Raw genomic sequence first — 18116 nt, forward strand, 5'->3', positions numbered from 1 at the left:
TCGCCGACGTTGCGCTGCGCGTTTCAATCCGCTATGATGGAAACGCAACAATTGACGATGGAATGGGAGTGGAAACGATGGCAAAGGTCATCCTCAAACGAGAACGAAAAAAACGGCTTGAGCAAGGGCATCCATGGATTTTTCAAAGTGAAGTCGACCGCATCGAAGGTGATGCGGCGCCGGGCGACTTCGTTGACGTTTACAATCATCAAGGCTATTGGCTGGCGAAAGGATATATCAACCCCGCTTCACAAATCATCGTCCGCGTTTTGACGCAAAACCGAAACGATGAACTTGATGAGCGCTTTTTCATCGACCGCATCCGTCAGGCGTGGGCGTACCGTGAACGGATGATTCCCGGCGTTCGCTCCTGCCGCGCCGTCTATGGCGAGGCCGACTTTTTGCCCGGATTGATCGTCGACAAATATGAAGATGTGCTTGTTGTGCAAATTTTGGCGCTCGGCATGGAAAGACGGAAAGACTGGATTTTGCGCGGCTTGCTTGACGTGTTCGCCCCAAGGGCCATTTATTTGCGCAACGATGTGTCCGTTCGGGAGCTTGAAGGTCTCAAACAAGAAAAGGGCTTTTGGTACGGGGAAGGGGAAACGGAAATCGAAATCGAGGAAAACGGCGTGAAATACATCGTCGATATTGAAAACGGACAAAAAACCGGCTTTTTCTTCGACCAACGGCAAAACCGCGCCGCCCTTCGTCCGCTGATCGGTCCGGAGACGACCGTGCTCGACTGCTTCACCCATACCGGCTCGTTTATGCTAAACGCTTGTCTGTACGGAGCAAAACATGCCACAGCAGTCGACATTTCGGAACATGCCATCGAAACGGCAAAACGGAACGCCGCGTTAAACGGATTCACAAACGTTGAATTTGTCGTCGCCAACGCCTTCGACTATTTGCGCGAATCGGTGCGCGCCGGCAAACAGTGGGATGTCGTCATCATCGACCCCCCGGCGTTCGCGAAATCGGCCCATGCCGTCCCGAAGGCGCTGCGCGGCTATAAAGACATTAACTTAAACGGTTTGAAGCTTGTGAAAGACGGCGGCTTTTTCGTCACATCAAGCTGCTCGTACCACGTCCGCCCGCACCTGTTTCAAGAGATGATCGCCGACGCAGCATTTGACGCAAAAAAAGTGCTGCGTCAAGTATATTGGAACGGCGCCGGCTACGACCACCCGAAACTCCTTGCCGCGGAAGAAGGCGACTACTTAAAATTCGCTATTTACGAAGTGCATTCCCGCCGGTGAAGAACCTAGCTAAAAACGCTTAGGGGCTATCCCTAAGCGTTTTTTCCCGCCTTTGAACGAAGGGGCTGCTCTCTGTGCAAGACGGTCCAATAGACAAGCATTGAAAGGAGCACAGAACCGGCGGCGGCCAAATAAATGCTCGGATAGCCGAACCAATGGCTGATTTGGCCAAACACCATCGCCCCGACGCCGACCCCTAAATCAAAAAACGAGAAAAATGTCGCGTTCGCCATTCCCTTGCGGTGGGCAGGCGCCCGCTCGACGGACCACGCCTGCAGCCCCGGTTGCACCATGCCAAAGCCGAAACCGTATAGCACCGCCGCCAAAAGCAACGCCCATTCTCCCGGCAGCCAAGCGAGAAGAAGCATCGCCAGCAAAATAAGCCCCGCCCCAGGTAGAAAAACGGCCCGATGCCCTTTTCGATCATACAACTGGCCAGCGAACGTTCGCGTCACCATCAAGGCAAGCGCGTAAAGCAAAAAGTACAGCTGCAGGCCGCCGATCTGTTTTTGCGCCGTATATAGAGGCAAGAATGAGGCGATGCCGCCGAACGTCACCGTCAAGAAAAACAACAGCAACGACGGAGTCAAAGCGCTTTTTTCATACAAGTCCCATCTGTTCTCCCCTTTACCATGCACGGCTTCCGCTTTTTTATACGTGATCGCGGCGGCAAACAGCACCGAAGCGACTCCAAGCGCCGCACAAATGGCAAACAGATGGCTAAACGGAATCATAGCGGCAAGCACAAGTCCAAGCGACGGACCAAACGCCAAGGCGATACTCCCAGACAGCCCGTAATAGCCCATTCCTTCACCGCGGCGGCTCGCTGGAACGATGTCCGTTGCCACCGTTCCGGAAGCGGTTGTCGAAAACCCCCAACCGATTCCTTGGACGACCCGCATCAAAAAGAGAAAGAAAATACTTGAGATCAAGCTGTAGGAACCGACAGAAACGACAAAAATGAGAAGCCCCAATAAAAACACAAACCGGCGCCCTTTCGTCTCAAGCGCATGGCCGGCGAACGGACGGACGATGAGCGCCGAAAACGTAAACACACCGACGACAACGCCAATCAGCTGATCGTTGCCGCCCAAATGCTCGACAAACAGCGGAATGGTCGGCAGCGTCATTTGAAACCCAAGAAACACAAAAAAATTGGCCAAACAAATCAAAACAAAATCTTTCGTCCATATTTTTTCTTTTTGTTCTGCCATAAGCGGCTGCTGCTCCGCTCCCATACCGATCCCCCTTGCCAACTATGTATTTCGTGTCCCTTAATATTTGTTAGTATAACATAATCATATTCCGCCGTTTAAGCAAAATGCTATTTCACCATTCTCCCGGCAGGATGACGACAAAAAAGCCCCGCCCAGCCGGCGGGTTCCCAATGTTGTTTGCGCAGCATCATCTTTCTATTATGCATGAAGAAAAAAGCCGCCGAACAATCGGCAGCCTTTACCATCCTTTTCGTTTGCGCAACGACGCAACTTGCGCGGTATGATGTTTCCCATGCCATGCATATAATGCGGTCAATACATACAGCGGCATTTCCTTCGCTGCCCCTTCCAGCCGAACGGTTCGGTGAAAATCCTCCTCTGTCATCGATTCAAGCAACGCCGTCCATCGCGCATGCAGCCCGTCAAGCATTAAAAGCGACGGTTCAATGGGCAACGAGCAAGCATCGGCCGTTTTTGCCCATTCGCTTTCCGCAAACGGCTTCACCGTCGGGCTGTCTTCCGTCATCCCCCACTTCGTGCGCAAAAACGCATTCATGCTTGCATCAGCCAAATGATGGACGACTTGGGCTGCCGTCCAGCCGCCGTCGCGGTACGGCGTGTTCAGCTGTTCATCGTTCAAATCAGCGACAGCAGCCCTTAAGGCGTTCGGCAACCCGCGGATGGCAGCAATCGACTCTTGCACCTCCCGAGCGTCAAACCGCTCCGGCGCTTGAAACGTTCCGATCGGGTAGCGAATCGGATCGACCGTTGCCATGTTGATCATCTCCCTTCCGTATTCATTGATTCATTCAACACGGAAAGGCAAATTCCTCCTTATTCTTTCCAGATGTATACGCGCGCCTCGTACGGCTTCAGCTTAAAGCGCGTTGCATTTTTATGCGGACGGACCGGGTAGTTCGAGAGCGCCAAATCGCTTGACTGAAGGCGGAAGCCGTCATAGCGGTAAAGTGAAGGACGATCGGATACGTTGACAATGATAAGCGCCCGATCGCGGCCAAGCGTTCTTGTGTACGCGTAAATGGATGGGTGGTGTTCCAAAAGCAGATCGTACGTTCCGTAAACAAACAGCTCGTTCGCTTTTCGAAGCTGAATCATTTGTCGATAAAACGACCATACCGAGTTCGGGTCACGCCGCTCGGCTTCCACATTAATCGTACGATAGTTTTCATTCACCTTGATCCATGGCGTACCTGTCGTGAACCCAGCGTTCAGGGCATCAGACCATTGCATCGGGGTGCGCGAATTGTCGCGCCCGGTTTGCCAAATGATCTTCATCACTTCCTCATGCGTCCGGCCGTTCGCCCGTTCGAGCTCATACAGACGCAAGGTAGCGACATCGCGGTAGTCACGAATGTCGGAAAATTGCACGTTCGTCATCCCGATCTCTTGCCCTTGGTAAATGAACGGCGTCCCTTGCATGAAAAAGTAGAGCGCGCCAAGCGCCTTCGCGCTCTCCGCCCAATACTCGCCGTCATTTCCCCATGTCGACACTGATCGAGGCAAGTCGTGGTTTTCCAAAAAGAGCGCGTTCCACCCACGGTTTTCCAATCCTTTTTGCCATTTCGTTAACGTCCGCTTCAACCGGCGAACATCGATCGAACCATCGGCTTTCCTTTTCCAAAGCCCTAAATGCTCGAACTGAAAAATCATATGAAACACGCCGTTTTCTTCCCCGACCCATTGTTCGGCCTCATCAACCGTTACTCCGTTCGCCTCGCCGACCGTCATAATGTCATATCGTGCAAACGTTTGCTCTTTCAACTCTCGCAAATACTCCATAATCCCTGGCTGGTTCATGTGCGCAGCAAACGACGGCACATACTTCAACCCTTTCGGATTCGGAAGATCAGGAAGGCCGGGCTTTTTCTTGATGTGGGAAATCGCGTCGATGCGAAAGCCGTCGATGCCTTTGTCAAGCCACCAGTTGACCATCGCATAAAGCGCCCGCCGCACTTCGTCGTTTTCCCAATTCAAGTCGGGCTGTTTGACGTCAAAAATATGCAAGTAATATTGACCCGTCCGCTCGTCATACTGCCATGCCGAGCCGCCGAAAATGCTTTCCCAGTTGTTCGGTTCGCGCCCGTCTTTGCCATCGCGCCAAATGTACCAGTCGCGCTTCGGGTTGTCTCGCGATGACCGCGATTCAATAAACCACGGATGCTCATCACTCGTATGGTTGATGACCAAATCCAAAATGATTTTCAACCCGCGCCGATGCGCTTCAGCAAGCAATTCATCGAAATCGTCCATCGTTCCAAACTCGTCCATAATCGCATAATAGTCGCTGATGTCATATCCGTTATCGGCGTTCGGCGATCGGTAAATCGGGCAAATCCAAACGATGTCGACCCCAAGCTCCACCAAATAGTCCAGCTTTTCGATGATGCCGCGAAGATCACCGATGCCGTCGCCGTTGGCATCCATAAAGCTGCGCGGATAAATTTGGTAAGCGACGCCCTCTTTCCACCATGTTTTTTTCAAGGCAGCCTCCTCCTTGTGCATACGTTTTCACTATTAACTGTACACGATATTGGTGCGGTAAACAACTTCTCTTTTTCTCAAAAAAACAGCCGTTTGGCGGGGCTGCACGCTCCTACCAAACGGCCGAGGGGGACAACTGGTTCACTCACCGGTTGCGCGGCTCGCTTCGTAAATTTTTAAATTGTGATATACAGTCTCGAGCATCGGGGCATGGATGCCATGCCGCTTCGCCAATGCCAGCAAATACCCTTGCAAATGGTCGGCTTCGATGAGCTGTCCTTTTTCCATATCGCGTTGCATGGACGATTTCATCGTTGGGGCGATCTGTTCGAGCTGGGTGCGCTGCCGATCGGCCATTTCATCGGTCAGCGGCGCCCCATGCGCCTGGATGATCGTTTTGATTTCCCGAAACAGCCGATCGATGATGACGCTCCCGTACTCGCCGGAACGAATCGGCCCGATCGGAGCGCGGAACAGCGTCGTCACGCCCGACATCGCCGCAATGAACAAATATTTATTCCACATATCAGCCGCAATTTGTTCGCTTAAGCGAAAGCAGGCGTTGGCGCCGGCAAACAGCGATTCGAGCGCCTCCACCCGCCCAGTCCGTCCTGCGGGCCATTCACCGAAACGCATCTCATGCGTCGGGCTCGTTTGGATGATCTCCCCTCTCTCGTTTAACGTCGTCTCGATAAAGCAAAGCCCGCCTAAGACATTCTCGCGGCCGAACGCCCCCCACAACGCATCCATATGGGCCATGCCATTTAACAAGGGCAAAATCATCGTCGCCTCTCCAACATACGGTTTCGCGTCGGCGATGGCGCCGGCTAAATGATACGCCTTGCTCGAAAACACAACAAGATCAAACGGCGCAGACGGCTCGCCGGCGACAAGCAGCTTTGGCTTCAGCACCGCATCGCCATGGACGCTATGGATGACAAGTCCACGTTCCTCGATCTCCCGCTTTCTCCGCTCGCGGACGAGAAACGTCACGTCCACCCCTTTTTCAAGAAGACGGCCGCCGAAATACCCGCCGACCGCCCCCGCTCCGACAAACAGAATACGCATCGTATGTACAGCTCCTTTCTCCACTTGAGGGTTGATCCAGCGCTCCCAACGTCTTTCACAAAAACCATGCCGCCAACCGAACATGTTCTCAGCGATGATGAACAAGATGATGAACAAGAAGAAAAAAGGAAGAAGGGGACGCGCCCCTCCTTCCTTCCCAGCCGCTAGCAGCAACGCGACACTTTGCCGCCTTTAGCATTGTAGCGCGCCTCTTGCGCCTCGCAGAAAAACTCTTTCCGCGACTTAATCGGCTCGCCAGGGTGATGGGTTTTCATATGCTCGACATATTTTTCATAACTCGGCACACCGACAAGCAAGTCAAGAAACTGCCGGCGATAAGCGAAAACGTTTTGCAACCATTTAGGCATAGTGCTTCGCTCCTTCTCCATCGCGCGGCACGTACGGCGCTTCCTTGAGCGGCACATGTTTGTTTTGCAGCACTTTGATCCAGATGTTCAACGCCGAGATCAGCATCGCAATCACAACGAGCATGAAAATCGCGCACAATGTCGCATCAATGTAGTCGTTCATAATAATTTGCCGCATTTGCGCCTCATTCGTTGCCGGCGCCAAAATGTTGCCTTGGCTCAAGCTGTCTTGGAACATTTTCGCATGCGACAAGAAACCAATTTTGACATTTTCATGGAACAGCTTTTGATACCCGGCCGTCAGCGTGACGACAAGCAGCCATGTTGTCGGCACGAGCGTGACCCAAACATATGCCTTTTTGCCCATTTTAAATAGAACCGTCGTCGCAAACAACAAGGCGATGCCAGCCAACATTTGGTTGGCGATGCCAAACAGCGGCCATAGTGTGTTGATGCCGCCAAGCGGATCGACGACGCCTTGGTACAGGAAGTACCCCCACGCCAGTACACAAAGGGTCGTGGCGATCAAGTTCGAGGCAAGCGAATCCGTTTTGCCGAGCGGTTTGTAAAACGTGCCCATAATGTCTTGGATCATGAAACGGCCGACTCGTGTGCCGGCGTCAATCGTCGTCAAGATGAACAGCGCTTCAAACAGGATGGCAAAGTGATACCAGAACGCCATAAGCGCCTTGCCGCCGATGACGCTCGATAAAATGAACGCCATCCCGATCGCCAGCGTCGGCGCCCCGCCCGTGCGTGACAACACCGTTTGCTCGCCGACGTCTTTCGCCAACTGCGCAAGCATATCGGGCGTGACGGTGAAGCCCCATGACGATACCACTTTTGCCGCCTGCGCCACGTCTGTGCCAATCACCGCCGCCGGGCTGTTGATGGCAAAATACGCACCTGGTGTCAGCACGCACGCCGCAACCATCGCCATGACAGCGACGAACGACTCCATCAACATCGCACCGTAGCCGATCGGCCGCGCATGGCTTTCAAGCTCAATCATCTTCGGCGTTGTACCGGATGAAACGAGCGAGTGGAAACCGGACACCGCGCCGCAAGCAATGGTGATGAACAAGAACGGGAACAGATTGCCTGCAAACACCGGTCCTGTGCCATCGATAAATTTCGTCACCGCCGGCATTTGCAAGTCCGGCATGACGACGAAAATGCCAAGCGCCAATCCGACGATCGTGCCGATTTTCAAGAACGTGCTCAAATAGTCGCGCGGCGCCAACAATAGCCATACCGGCAACGCCGAAGCAACGAAGCCATAAATGATCATTAAGATGGCGATCGTTTCCCCTTTTAGCGTAAACATCGCCGAGAGCGTCGGATGTTCCGCGACATATTGCCCGGCCACAATCGACAAAATTAACAGCACAAATCCCCCAAGCGATGCCTCAGCAACGCGCCCCGGACGGATGAAGCGCATGTAAATGCCCATCAAAATCGCAATCGGAATCGTCGCGGCGATCGTAAACATCCCCCAAGGGCTTCCGATAAGCGCTTTCACAACAACGAGCGCCAATACAGCCAATAAAATAATCATTATGCCCAAAATGCCAAGCGCTGCGATAAAGCCCGTCACCGGCCCCATTTCTTCCTTGATCATCTCGCCGAGCGACTTCCCGTTGCGGCGCATCGAAGCGAACAAAATGACAAAGTCTTGCACCGCTCCGCCGAGCACAACCCCGATCACGATCCAAAGCGTGCCCGGCAAATAGCCCATCTGCGCCGCCAAAATCGGTCCGACAAGCGGCCCAGCGCCGGCGATGGCGGCGAAGTGATGCCCGAACAACACCCATTTGTTTGTCGGAACATAGTCTTTTCCGTCATTGAACACTTCCGCCGGCGTTTTCCGGTTATCATCGAGGCCAAACACTTTGCGGGCGATAAACCGGCTGTAAAATCGATAGGCGACCGCGTACGTGCAAACGGCAGCGACGATAAGCCACATGGCGTTGACCGATTCGCCGCGGCTTAAAGCCAAAATGGCAAACGCTGCGGCCCCAAGGACGGAAATCAGGCCCCATAGCAAAATCGACTTTAGCCCCTTCACACGGCTTCCTCCTTTTTTTATTTGTCAAAATTCTTTACGCTACTATTATATTCATTATTCTGAAAAATTTAAAGACATTTTTTCATCTTCAACTAATGTATAGTTTGGTTCTATAGGAGCGTGTTCCTGCATTCCTATTTCAAAAAAGTATAAAACAAGTCTTTGGCGCAAAAAATGTAATTGCACCCATCGATTGTCCCCAGCTCCATCTGACGGTGCAATGGACAAAGCAACGATCAACTAATATTATCTCAGTAAAGGGTTCGAGAAGGTGAAGGCGATCGAAGCATTGTTATGGAGCATTGCTTTGCCTGGATTCGGGCAACTGTTGAACAAAAAGTATATAAAAGGAATTTTGTTTATTGCGTTGGAATTTGTGATTAACACCCAATCTCATTTCAATGAAGCCATCCGCCTCAGCTTTTTGGGACGTACGGATGAGGCCGCCCGCATTGTCGATATCGGATGGCTGATGTTTTATCCATGTCTATACTTTTTTGCCATGTGGGATGCGTTTAAAGACGCTGGCGGCGGGCGAACACCGTACTCGTTTTTGCCGTTTGTCGTCTCCGCCTACTTTGTGACGGTCAGCTTGATGTACTCGTCGCACGTGACCATCGGCGGCGTGTTTTTTGGGCCGATTTGGCTGCCGATCTTATCTGTCATTCCCGGTCTCTCCATTGGGTGGCTGCTGCAATTTCTACTGCTGAAATGGAAATAGCCATCCGTTGGTGATTGCCCCACCCCCGAAAGCCGCCAATCATTCATTGGCGGCTTTCGGTTGCGGCTCTTTGGCGCTTTTTCGTTTTTTCATCGTTCCCGCCACAATGACAGCGGCAACAACGAGTAGCTCAAATCCATACTTCACGGCAGGATTGGCAAAATACGCCTTTAAAAACGGCTCATCGACGATCATTTTCGCCGCCGTCCAAGCGAGGACGCCAGCGCCGATCGTAATAATGATGGGGAAGCGCTCGATCCATTTTAAAATGAGCGTGCTGCCCCACACCATGATCGGAACCGAAATGATCAGCCCAAGAATGACGAGCAAAAAGCTGCCGTGCGCGGCTCCGGCAACCGCCAACACGTTGTCAAGCCCCATCAACGCATCGGCAATGATGATCGTGCGAATGGCCTCCCATAAACTTCCCCCAGCTTCAACATCGTCGTGGCCCTTCCCCTCAACAAGCAGCTTATAGGCGATCCAGACAAGCAGCACGCCGCCGGTAAGCAAAAGCCCTGGGATTTTCAGCAGCCAGACGACAAAGATCGTCGCGAACGCCCGGATGACGACAGCACCCACCGTCCCCCAGACAACGGCCTTTTTTTGCTGGTGTTTGGGCAAGTTGCGGGCCGCCAATCCGATCACAATGGCGTTATCCCCTGCCAGCAAAAGATCAATAATGATGATCGACAGCAATGCCGTCCAAAACTCTGCTGACAATAAATCCATGAACAATCCCCCTTTACAAGTTATATTTTTCTTTTAATGAAATTGGAGCCATCTTAATGATTTGCTGCAAAATAAATACGAAGACGGCCAAATCATCGATCAAACCAAACAACGCAAACCAATCGGGAATGAGGTCAAACGGCAGCGCTATATACAAAAGCAGCAAACCGACGGAAAACCATTTTTTTCGCATTGGAACTTCATGCGAAACGAAAAATTCGAATAAAAACGGCAGGAAACGCCGAACATGGACGATGAAGCGAAGCCGTTTCCACCATTTGCGCATGCCATCCCCTCCACTTTTTGTTCTTTTGAAGCCGAACCTATCTTCTTTTACGATTATCTTCCCCCCTTTTGTTTCATGAAATGAAAGAAGGCCTTTACCATCCTTGGTAAAGGCCTTCATAAATAAAAGAGACCTTTACCAACATCGGCAAAGGTCTCGCTAACAACGTCGCCGTTGCCAACAAAGCCGAGGGCATGCACCCTGGACTGACGACTTTGCTGTTAAAGCTACTCCCCTTTAACAAAAGAAACTGTATTCGTTTTTATTTTACACTTTCATGATATTCAATATTGATACCTGTTGTCAACTCTTTTTCTTGACTGACAAGAAATGAATCCAATTTATTGCCCCGCCGTAAACTTCAGTCCGATGACTCCGACAAGAATACAAAGCAAAAACGCCACCCGCGGCGCATTGACCGGCTCGTTTAAAAACAACATGCCGACCAAGGCCGCACCAAGCGCTCCAATTCCCGTCCACACCGCATAGGCGGTGCCGATCGGCAACGTCTTGATCGCCAAGGATAAAAAGTAAAAGCTCGCCGCCATCCCCGCAATCGTCACAACAGAAGGCCAAAAGCGGGCAAACCCGTTCGTATATTTCAGCGCAATGGCCCAAACCACCTCAAACAATCCAGCGATCGTTAAGCAAATCCACGCCAATGAGCATTCCCCCTTTCCAAAATAAAAAAGCCGCGGGAAATATCGAAACGATACTCCTCCCGGGCTTTTGTCCCTCCGTGTACGCGGGCGCGCCGCGCGTTTTCTCTCGGTCGCAGTCCAGCTGCCAGGCAGCTGCGGAACCCTAGAAAACATTCCCTGTATTTACTTGGCTGTCAATCAGTATAACACGTCAGCCAAACGCTTGCAATCCATCCGCCTTCCGCATATTTCCGACAGATGAAGGCTGAGGGGCCCCCATCCGTCTTACACCGGGTCGTTATCGACGTCGCTGTACGATTCAATCGCTTGATCCAACGCCCGATACGCCTCAGCGAAGGCGTTCGTCGCCGATTCATCTCCAGCCTCGGCCAACTCCATTCGTGCATTGCGCGCATGGGTGACGGCGCGAATGACGTCTTCAATCATTTGTTTCTTCTCCCCAGCGCTCGCCTTCAATTGTTCAAGCTCATGGAGCGCCCCGTCAAGGTTCGTCGAACGTGGTTCGTCAAATGCTTGTTCCAACTGTTCTTTCACACGCTGCAACACTTCTCTCATGATCGCCCACCCTTCCTTGATTCATTGTCATCCGCTAGTGTGAGCGATTGGCGGCAAACTATGCACCCTTGTCTCCATCGCGTTCAGTCATTGACCTGCTCATCTTTCAACCCGGCCCAAAAGGCAGCAACGACAGAAAGGGCAACAATCAGCATCGGCGCATACATAATCAAAAATGTTTGCATCATCCTTTTCCTCCTTCCCATTTTCCTTTGACGTACGCCTTGTTAAACAAAAAGAGGCGCATCAGCAAGTACAGTGACGGAATAAGCAAGAACAACCCAGCGATAAAGGCGATGATCAACGCGATGGCCATCACTTCATTCGTAAACCCGTCATAAATCGTCAAATATGGATAAAGCAAATACGGGTAATGGGAAATGCCGTACGCGTAAAATGCAAACGCGTATTGAAACAAAAGCGCAATAAATGCCAAACCGAACCGCCGCTTCCGCCAAAGAAGCCAAACGGTGAGCGCAAAAAACAAAAAGGAAACAGCGAACATCCAAGCTACCATCCATAAGTTGGCATAATGTTCAGGATTATGGTGGCGCAGCTGATAAATGATCAATAGCGCCGACAACATCGTCGGCCCGCTCCAAAGGAGAGCATAGCGGCGCAAAAGCGACCGCGCCCGCTCATCCCCCGCCGCATCCGCATAATACGTCAAAAACACGGCGGAAATGTACAAAACGCTCGTGACGCTTAACAGCACGATGCTCCACGACAGCGGGCTCGCAAACAACTTTCCGTAATCAAGCGCCAAGGCATTCCCATTTTTTTCGACAAATCCGCCCTCAGAAATCGTCAAGACGATGGAGAGCGACGCTGGAATGAACAGACCCGTCAACCCATAGGCGAGCAAATACCAATTCCGCTCCGTCCCGCCGTACGTATGGAACGCATAATACGAGCCGCGGACGGCCAAAAGAATGATGGCGATGCTGGCCGGAACGAGCAAAATCGACCCGTAATAATACGCCGTTTTCGGGAAAAAGCCGACGATGCCAACAAAGAAAAAGACGTGAAAGACGTTCGTTACCTCCCAAACCGGGGAGAGATAGCGCTGGATGATGCGATGCAAAATATGTTGTTTGTTCGCCCAATGGCTGTAGGCGCTGAAAAACCCCGCCCCAAAGTCAATCGAAGCGACAATGATATAGCCGAACAAAAACAACCACAGCACCGAAATACCGATGACTTCAAGCTTCATGGCGCCACCTCCTCGTGACCGGCGCGCTCCGCCAGCTCCCGCTCAATCGGGTTTTTGCGGAACATGCGCACAAGCACCGTCACGCTCGCAATGCCTAACATGAAATACAACAAGGAAAATAACACGAGCATTGTGTCGACATGCCCTGATGAAGTGGCGGCTTCAGCCGTTTTCATATAGCCGCGCAAAATCCATGGCTGCCGACCGACTTCCGCCAAGTACCATCCGGCTTCAATGGCTAGCATCGCCAGCGGACCTCCTGCCGCTAACAAGCCAAAAAACCACTTTTTCATGATCCACTGCCAACGGAATATCGACCCGAGCCAGTATGCCGCCGCAAACCCGAATGATTTGTGACGTTTTTCACATATCTGTCGTGACAAACAAAAAAAGCAGGATGCCCCTGCCGTTCGTGATCACAAATACTTCCGATGCACCGTCTTCCCGTCATACGTAAACAACATCGGCTTCTCTTCGACGACTGTCTCCATATGGACCGGACGGCCCCACAACTGATAAATGTATGGCAGCACTTTTTCCAAATACTTCAGATCGAGTTCGATCCCTTCATACCAATGTTTTAAATACAGCTCTCCATTGCGCATGTAGTCGCCGTCATTGACAGTGATGTACGGAAACCCGCCGTTGACTCGCATGCTGACGAGTTGGTCGCGGATATGCTCCCAGTTTTTGTCGACGATTTTATATTCTTTCCCCTGTTTTTGGAACAAATACATATCTTCGCGCATGACGAGCTCTTTCGTCAAATAGTTGCGCAAAAACGAAATGTCGGATTCCAGCTCGCGCACTTCAAAAATTTTCGCCCGTCCCGACCCCGGCTTGACACCGTATTTTTTCATCTCTTCCGTCGGGTTGTTCCACCGCTCTTCAATGTCTTCAAAAATTTTCAAGCCCAAATAGTACGGGTTAATGCCGGTGCGCGACGGTTGCACGACGTTGGCGTTCAGTTTCGCAAATTCAATCGCCTCATCGCTCGTCAAATCCATCTCGCGCAAAATGCGCTGATGCCAATACGTCGCCCAGCCTTCGTTCATGATTTTCGTCTCCAGCTGCGGCCAAAAATAGAGCATTTCTTCACGCATCATCGTTAAAATGTCACGCTGCCAGTCCTCAAGCTCGCGGCTGTATTCTTCAATGAACAATAGCACATCTTTTTCCGGCTGCGGCGGAAACTTGCGCCGTTTTTTTCGCGGCGGCGCTTTTGGCTTGTTCCGCTCCTCAAGCGACCATAAATCGTCGTAGAGCGTCGATGTTTTCGCAGGCTCTTCCTCTTCGTACACTTCCGTATCTTCCCACGTCCATGACAGCTTCGGCCGAAGCAGCGACGGATCAATATGTTCCTGAATGGCCAAGACAGCGTCCAAAAACTTTTCCACTTCCTGCTTTCCGTACTGATGTTCATAACGTTTAATCCGCTCGGCTGTCGCCGCCATGCTTTCGACCATATCGCGCTTCGTGTTGCTGAAGCGGACGTTGTTTTTGAAAAAGTCGCTGTGCGCCAACACGTGAGCGACGATCAGCTTATTTTGGATGAGCGTATTCGTATCGAGCAAAAACGCGTAGCAAGGGTCCGAATTGATGACGAGCTCGTAAATTTTGCTTAACCCTAAATCATAATGAAGCTTCATTTTGTAAAACTGTTTCCCAAAGCTCCAATGAGAAAATCGCGTCGGCATTCCGTAGGCGCCAAACGTATAAAGAATGTCCGCCGGACAAATTTCATAACGCATCGGATAAAAATCAAGGCCAAATCCTTCCGCGATTTCGGTAATTTCCGCAATGGCCCGTTCCAGCTCTTTCAGCTCGCCCTTCCGCATCCATCTCCCTCCTTTTTCCTCTTATCACAATGTATGAGGAAAAAGATGTTTTGATACGTTCGGAATCGCCAAGATGCTGACGAACCTCTCCCGCCTGCTTGGCGTTTTGGATATGTTAAAATTCGGGCTTTACTTAGTGAGGGCAGAAGGAGGAAAACAGGCGGAACAGGGCTTGGGTTATCGATCGCTCAAAACATCATCCGGCAACACCGGGGGGAATTCACCTTGACAGCGAATTAGGAAAAGGGACGGAGGTAAAACTTCTCATCCCTATTTCTCCTCGCTGCAGCGAAACCAACCAAGGGTAAATATAGGCGGATGTTTTTCTGTTGGGGGACGGCCGTTTACCTTTTTGACCCTATGATTTATAATGATGGTACAAAACATCGCGGCAAAGCGTGGTGGTCATTTGCAGCACTATTTGCAATATCTTATCGAACACTTCGGCTACATCGGCATTATGGTCGCTCTGATGCTCGGCATCGTCGGGCTGCCGATCCCCGACGAGCTGCTGTTGACATATGCCGGTTACCGCGTTTCAACCGGGGCGTTTTCGTATCCGCTCGCTTTTCTTTCCTGCTGGCTTGGAGCCATCATTGGCATCTCGCTCAGCTATATGCTTGGGATTACGCTCGGGCTGCCGTTTTTGCATAAATTCGGTCCCAAGCTCCATCTTACAGAAAAACGGCTCGAGCAAACGAAAGCGCTTTTTTCGAAGCTCGGTCCAGCGGTATTGTTCATTTGCTATTTCATCCCTGGAGTTCGGCATCTCGCCGCCTTTTGGGCCGGCATGAACGCCTACCGTTGGAGAAAGTTTGCTTTGTTCGCCTACAGCGGAGCGATCGTATGGGTGGCTGTCTTTTTGACGATCGGCGCCTATTTTGAAAGCCGCTGGATGGCCGTCAAGCAGTATATCCACGCCTACCGTCCATTCTTATTTCCTGTCTTTCTGGTCGTTCTCGGCTTCGCCATCTTCTATTGGTACATCCAACAAAAACGAAAAACACCGGGGTAATCTCCGGTGTTTTTCATTCTCTATGCGCGCTATACGTTCTCGCGCGGGCCGCGATGGTATGTTTCCGTCAGCAGACCCATAAACAGGCCGAATCCGAACATAAACATCGAAGCCCCGATAATGCCGAGACTGATGATCGTCAAGAAATAGTCTTTGTTGTAAGCGCTTGCGATAAAACTAAGCAAAAACAGTACAACTCCGACAATCAATCCCACTGACGCCATCCATTTGCACATGTTGATCATTTCTTGCCCTTCGTGCCGTTTGTTCATTCTCATCATCCCCTTATTTTGAGGATACTATCCTTGTCACAAAATTGCAACATTTATTTTTCCTTTTTCGTTTTCATTTCGGTTATAATTTATATTTTGCCTTCTGTCGCAACATTTACAGGGCAACAAAACGCCCTGCTGTCATACACTAACAATGACTCCTTCTTGATAAAGGAGGCATGCCGCTTGAACACCGTCGACTATGATAAGGCGCTCTATTACACGCATCGCTCCGAATGGGACAATTTGCTCATTTTAATGGTGCGTACGCCTGATGATATTCTGTCGAAAAAAATTGAAAAATTTCTCCACGCTTATAATTTTGAACATGACTACTCCGTCATCCAGGAGCGGCTGCACGCCTTGCTTCGCTATATTGACCATGCGCTTGAAGTGAGCGAACAAAAAATGGGAGTCGAGCAATACGCGCAGTTTTATTCGTAAAACGAACGGGGAATTGGCATCGTCCAATTCCCCGCAGATTGTCCTGATCATTGCGCATAAGAAGGCGAAACGGTGCTGAGCACGTCCTTTACGCGCTGCATGACGGCTTCCGTTAAGCGCGCCAGCCTCTCTTCACTGTCTTCTAGCGACGTTCCTTTGACGCCGAAATACGCCTTCATTTTCGGCTCCGTCCCTGATGGGCGCAGGCAAAACCACGAGCCATCCTCCAAGATATACTTGAGCACATTGGATGTCGGCAAATCAATGGCCGTTTTTTCGCCGGTCAACGTGTTCGTCCGCTCTTTCGTTTTGTAATCCTCAATCACCGTCACCTTTTTCCCCGCGGCCTCCACCGGCGGCTGTTGGCGGAACGACGCTAAAATCGCGGCAATCGCCTCTGCTCCTTCTTTGCCTTTCAGCGTGAGCGATCGTTGTCCCTCGCAGTAATAGCCGTACTGGTCAAACAATTGCAAGAGCGCCTCATACAACGACAGCCCTTGCTTTTTATAAAACGCGCACACTTCCGCCGCGAGGACAGCCGCCTGCACGGCATCTTTGTCGCGGACAAAATCGCCGATCAAATACCCATAGCTTTCCTCATATCCGAACTGGAACGCATATTGCCCTGTTTGTTCGTATTCCTTCATTTTTTCGCCGATGAATTTGAAACCGGTCAACGTATCAACCGTCTCAAGACCAAACGATTGGGCGATCGCCCGACCAAATTCAGACGTCACGATCGTTTTTAAGACAACACCATTTTCCGGCAGAGTGCCTTGAGCTTTTCGTTGCGACAGCAAATAGTGGAGCAACAAGCCGCCCGTTTGATTGCCGGTCAGCACGACATAGTTTTCCTTGTCATTTTTAACCGCCACACCGAGCCGGTCGGCATCCGGGTCAGTGGCGATCAGCAAATCGGCGTTCACTTGCTTGCCCAACTCCATCGCCATGGCGAAGGCCGCGTGTTCTTCCGGATTGGGCGAGGCGACCGTTGAGAAATTCGGATCCGGCAGCTCCTGCTCTTTGACGACAAAGACATTTTGGTAGCCGAGCTCAGCGAGCGCGCGGCGCACCGGTTTGTTTGACGCACCGTGAAGCGGCGTAAACACGATATTGATGACCGTTTCCCGAGCAAGCTCCGGATGGATGGAAATCGTTTTGACCGCATGGATATAAGCATCATCGACTTCGCTTCCGATGATGCGAATAAGGCCTTTTTCTCTTAACGTTTTCTCATCTTCCACATAAATGGCGAGCTCATTTTCGACTTCATTGACATAGCGGATTACTTGGTCGGCGACAGCAGGCGGCAGCTGTCCCCCGTCCTCTCCATACACTTTATAGCCATTATATTCGGGCGGATTATGGCTGGCGGTGATGACAATGCCGGCAAACGCCCGCAAATGGCGAACAGCAAACGACAGTTCCGGTGTTGGACGCAATTCATCAAACACGTATGTTTGAATGCCGTTCGTAGCCAATGTTTTCGCCGCCTCCATCGCGAATTCCGGCGACTTATGCCGGGAGTCATAGGCAATGACGACCCCGCGCCGCTTCGCCTCATCGCCAAACGATTGTATGTATCGCGCCAATCCTTCCGATGCTTTTCGCACCGTATAAATATTCATTCGGTTCGTCCCCGGGCCGATCTCGCCGCGCATGCCGCCGGTGCCGAATTCGAGATTTTTGTAAAAGCAATCCTCCAACCAACGTTCATCATCGCAGCGTTGTTCCAACAGCCGCTTCAATTCCGGATCAAGTTGCGGCTCACGCAGCCATTGTTCATATTTTCGTCTCCATTCCATCGCTGTTCCCCCTTGCTTTTCATCTTCCCTGTTTATGTATTCGCTCCCATCATACAATATACCTGCCAAAAGAAAAAGGATGTCCTGG

The 18116-nt window shown here is 51.3% G+C and carries 20 protein-coding genes, 1 pseudogene and 1 riboswitch; of the genes and pseudogenes, 4 read left to right on the forward strand and 17 right to left on the reverse strand.

Annotated elements, in window-relative coordinates; genetic code table 11:
* Positions 1–77 precede the first annotated feature (77 nt).
* Positions 78–1262 (forward strand): class I SAM-dependent rRNA methyltransferase, encoded by a 1185-nt coding sequence (locus tag BJQ97_RS13990; protein WP_044733248.1) that lies wholly within the window; start codon positions 78–80, stop codon positions 1260–1262.
* Between the two features lie 32 nt (positions 1263–1294).
* On the opposite strand, the gene BJQ97_RS13995 is transcribed toward BJQ97_RS13990, so the two are convergent.
* The 7 genes from BJQ97_RS13995 to BJQ97_RS14025 form a co-directional block, all read right to left on the reverse strand.
* Complete coding sequence (locus BJQ97_RS13995; protein ID WP_160157047.1) at positions 1295–2500, reverse strand: MFS transporter; 1206 nt, start codon at positions 2498–2500, stop codon at positions 1295–1297.
* A gap of 217 nt (positions 2501–2717) precedes the next feature.
* A complete protein-coding gene (locus BJQ97_RS14000; protein ID WP_160157048.1) occupies positions 2718–3254 on the reverse strand; it encodes a YfiT family bacillithiol transferase in 537 nt (178 codons plus the stop codon).
* Between the two features lie 59 nt (positions 3255–3313).
* Positions 3314–4981: a glycoside hydrolase family 13 protein gene (locus tag BJQ97_RS14005; protein WP_160157049.1), complete on the reverse strand. Its 1668-nt coding sequence runs from the start codon at positions 4979–4981 to the stop codon at positions 3314–3316.
* A gap of 141 nt (positions 4982–5122) precedes the next feature.
* Positions 5123–6049, reverse strand: coding sequence for a ketopantoate reductase family protein (locus BJQ97_RS14010; RefSeq protein WP_160157050.1), 927 nt, complete (start codon positions 6047–6049; stop codon positions 5123–5125).
* Between the two features lie 164 nt (positions 6050–6213).
* On the reverse strand, positions 6214–6417 hold the full coding sequence (locus tag BJQ97_RS14015) for a YbdD/YjiX family protein (protein ID WP_044732230.1): 204 nt from the start codon (positions 6415–6417) through the stop codon (positions 6214–6216).
* Positions 6410–8485, reverse strand: coding sequence for a carbon starvation CstA family protein (locus tag BJQ97_RS14020; protein ID WP_160157051.1), 2076 nt, complete (start codon positions 8483–8485; stop codon positions 6410–6412). Before BJQ97_RS14020 ends, BJQ97_RS14015 begins: the two co-directional genes overlap by 8 nt.
* A 54-nt stretch (positions 8486–8539) precedes the next feature.
* Positions 8540–8725 carry a hypothetical protein gene (locus tag BJQ97_RS14025; RefSeq protein WP_160157052.1) on the reverse strand — a complete coding sequence of 62 codons (186 nt, stop codon included), beginning with the start codon at positions 8723–8725 and terminating at the stop codon, positions 8540–8542.
* A 31-nt stretch (positions 8726–8756) separates the two neighbouring features.
* On the opposite strand from BJQ97_RS14025, the gene BJQ97_RS14030 reads away from it, so the two are divergent.
* A complete protein-coding gene (locus BJQ97_RS14030; RefSeq protein WP_160157053.1) occupies positions 8757–9206 on the forward strand; it encodes a hypothetical protein in 450 nt (149 codons plus the stop codon).
* Positions 9207–9245: 39 nt separating this feature from the next.
* On the opposite strand, the gene BJQ97_RS14035 is transcribed toward BJQ97_RS14030, so the two are convergent.
* From BJQ97_RS14035 to BJQ97_RS14065, 8 genes and pseudogenes are all read right to left on the reverse strand, one after another.
* Positions 9246–9938, reverse strand: a complete 693-nt coding sequence (locus BJQ97_RS14035) for a TerC family protein (RefSeq protein ID WP_160157054.1) — start codon at positions 9936–9938, stop codon at positions 9246–9248.
* Between the two features lie 13 nt (positions 9939–9951).
* Positions 9952–10224 (reverse strand): YkvA family protein, encoded by a 273-nt coding sequence (locus BJQ97_RS14040; protein ID WP_160157055.1) that lies wholly within the window; start codon positions 10222–10224, stop codon positions 9952–9954.
* A gap of 341 nt (positions 10225–10565) precedes the next feature.
* The gene (sugE, locus tag BJQ97_RS14045) at positions 10566–10886 is read right to left on the reverse strand and encodes a quaternary ammonium compound efflux SMR transporter SugE (protein ID WP_160157056.1); all 321 of its coding nucleotides are present in this window, start codon (positions 10884–10886) and stop codon (positions 10566–10568) included.
* A gap of 54 nt (positions 10887–10940) precedes the next feature.
* A riboswitch (guanidine-I (ykkC/yxkD leader) is annotated at positions 10941–11043 on the reverse strand.
* 107 nt (positions 11044–11150) lie between these two features.
* The gene (locus BJQ97_RS14050; protein ID WP_160157057.1) at positions 11151–11441 is read right to left on the reverse strand and encodes a hypothetical protein; all 291 of its coding nucleotides are present in this window, start codon (positions 11439–11441) and stop codon (positions 11151–11153) included.
* An 83-nt stretch (positions 11442–11524) separates the two neighbouring features.
* A complete protein-coding gene (gene cydS / locus BJQ97_RS18185) occupies positions 11525–11626 on the reverse strand; it encodes a cytochrome bd oxidase small subunit CydS family protein (protein ID WP_407066458.1) in 102 nt (33 codons plus the stop codon).
* Positions 11626–12654 (reverse strand): cytochrome d ubiquinol oxidase subunit II, encoded by a 1029-nt coding sequence (locus BJQ97_RS14055; protein WP_160157058.1) that lies wholly within the window; start codon positions 12652–12654, stop codon positions 11626–11628. Before BJQ97_RS14055 ends, cydS begins: the two co-directional genes overlap by 1 nt.
* Positions 12651–12992: pseudogene (locus BJQ97_RS14060) on the reverse strand (cytochrome ubiquinol oxidase subunit I); the annotation flags it as partial. The gene BJQ97_RS14055 and the pseudogene BJQ97_RS14060, both read right to left, overlap by 4 nt.
* Positions 12993–13070: 78 nt before the next feature.
* A complete protein-coding gene (locus tag BJQ97_RS14065; RefSeq protein ID WP_160157059.1) occupies positions 13071–14492 on the reverse strand; it encodes a SpoVR family protein in 1422 nt (473 codons plus the stop codon).
* Between the two features lie 409 nt (positions 14493–14901).
* On the opposite strand from BJQ97_RS14065, the gene BJQ97_RS14070 reads away from it, so the two are divergent.
* A complete protein-coding gene (locus BJQ97_RS14070; RefSeq protein WP_160157630.1) occupies positions 14902–15507 on the forward strand; it encodes a DedA family protein in 606 nt (201 codons plus the stop codon).
* Positions 15508–15536: 29 nt separating this feature from the next.
* Here the strand turns inward: BJQ97_RS14070 and BJQ97_RS14075 are convergent, their stop codons facing one another.
* Positions 15537–15785, reverse strand: coding sequence for a hypothetical protein (locus BJQ97_RS14075; RefSeq protein WP_025039331.1), 249 nt, complete (start codon positions 15783–15785; stop codon positions 15537–15539).
* Between the two features lie 180 nt (positions 15786–15965).
* On the opposite strand from BJQ97_RS14075, the gene BJQ97_RS14080 reads away from it, so the two are divergent.
* Positions 15966–16223: a YhdB family protein gene (locus tag BJQ97_RS14080; protein ID WP_013146280.1), complete on the forward strand. Its 258-nt coding sequence runs from the start codon at positions 15966–15968 to the stop codon at positions 16221–16223.
* A gap of 47 nt (positions 16224–16270) precedes the next feature.
* On the opposite strand, the gene BJQ97_RS14085 is transcribed toward BJQ97_RS14080, so the two are convergent.
* On the reverse strand, positions 16271–18028 hold the full coding sequence (locus BJQ97_RS14085) for a phospho-sugar mutase (protein WP_160157060.1): 1758 nt from the start codon (positions 18026–18028) through the stop codon (positions 16271–16273).
* Positions 18029–18116 lie beyond the last annotated feature (88 nt).

The sequence above is a fragment of the Geobacillus sp. TFV-3 genome (assembly GCF_009901865.1).
GTDB classification, from domain to species: Bacteria; Bacillota; Bacilli; order Bacillales; family Anoxybacillaceae; genus Geobacillus; species Geobacillus thermoleovorans_A.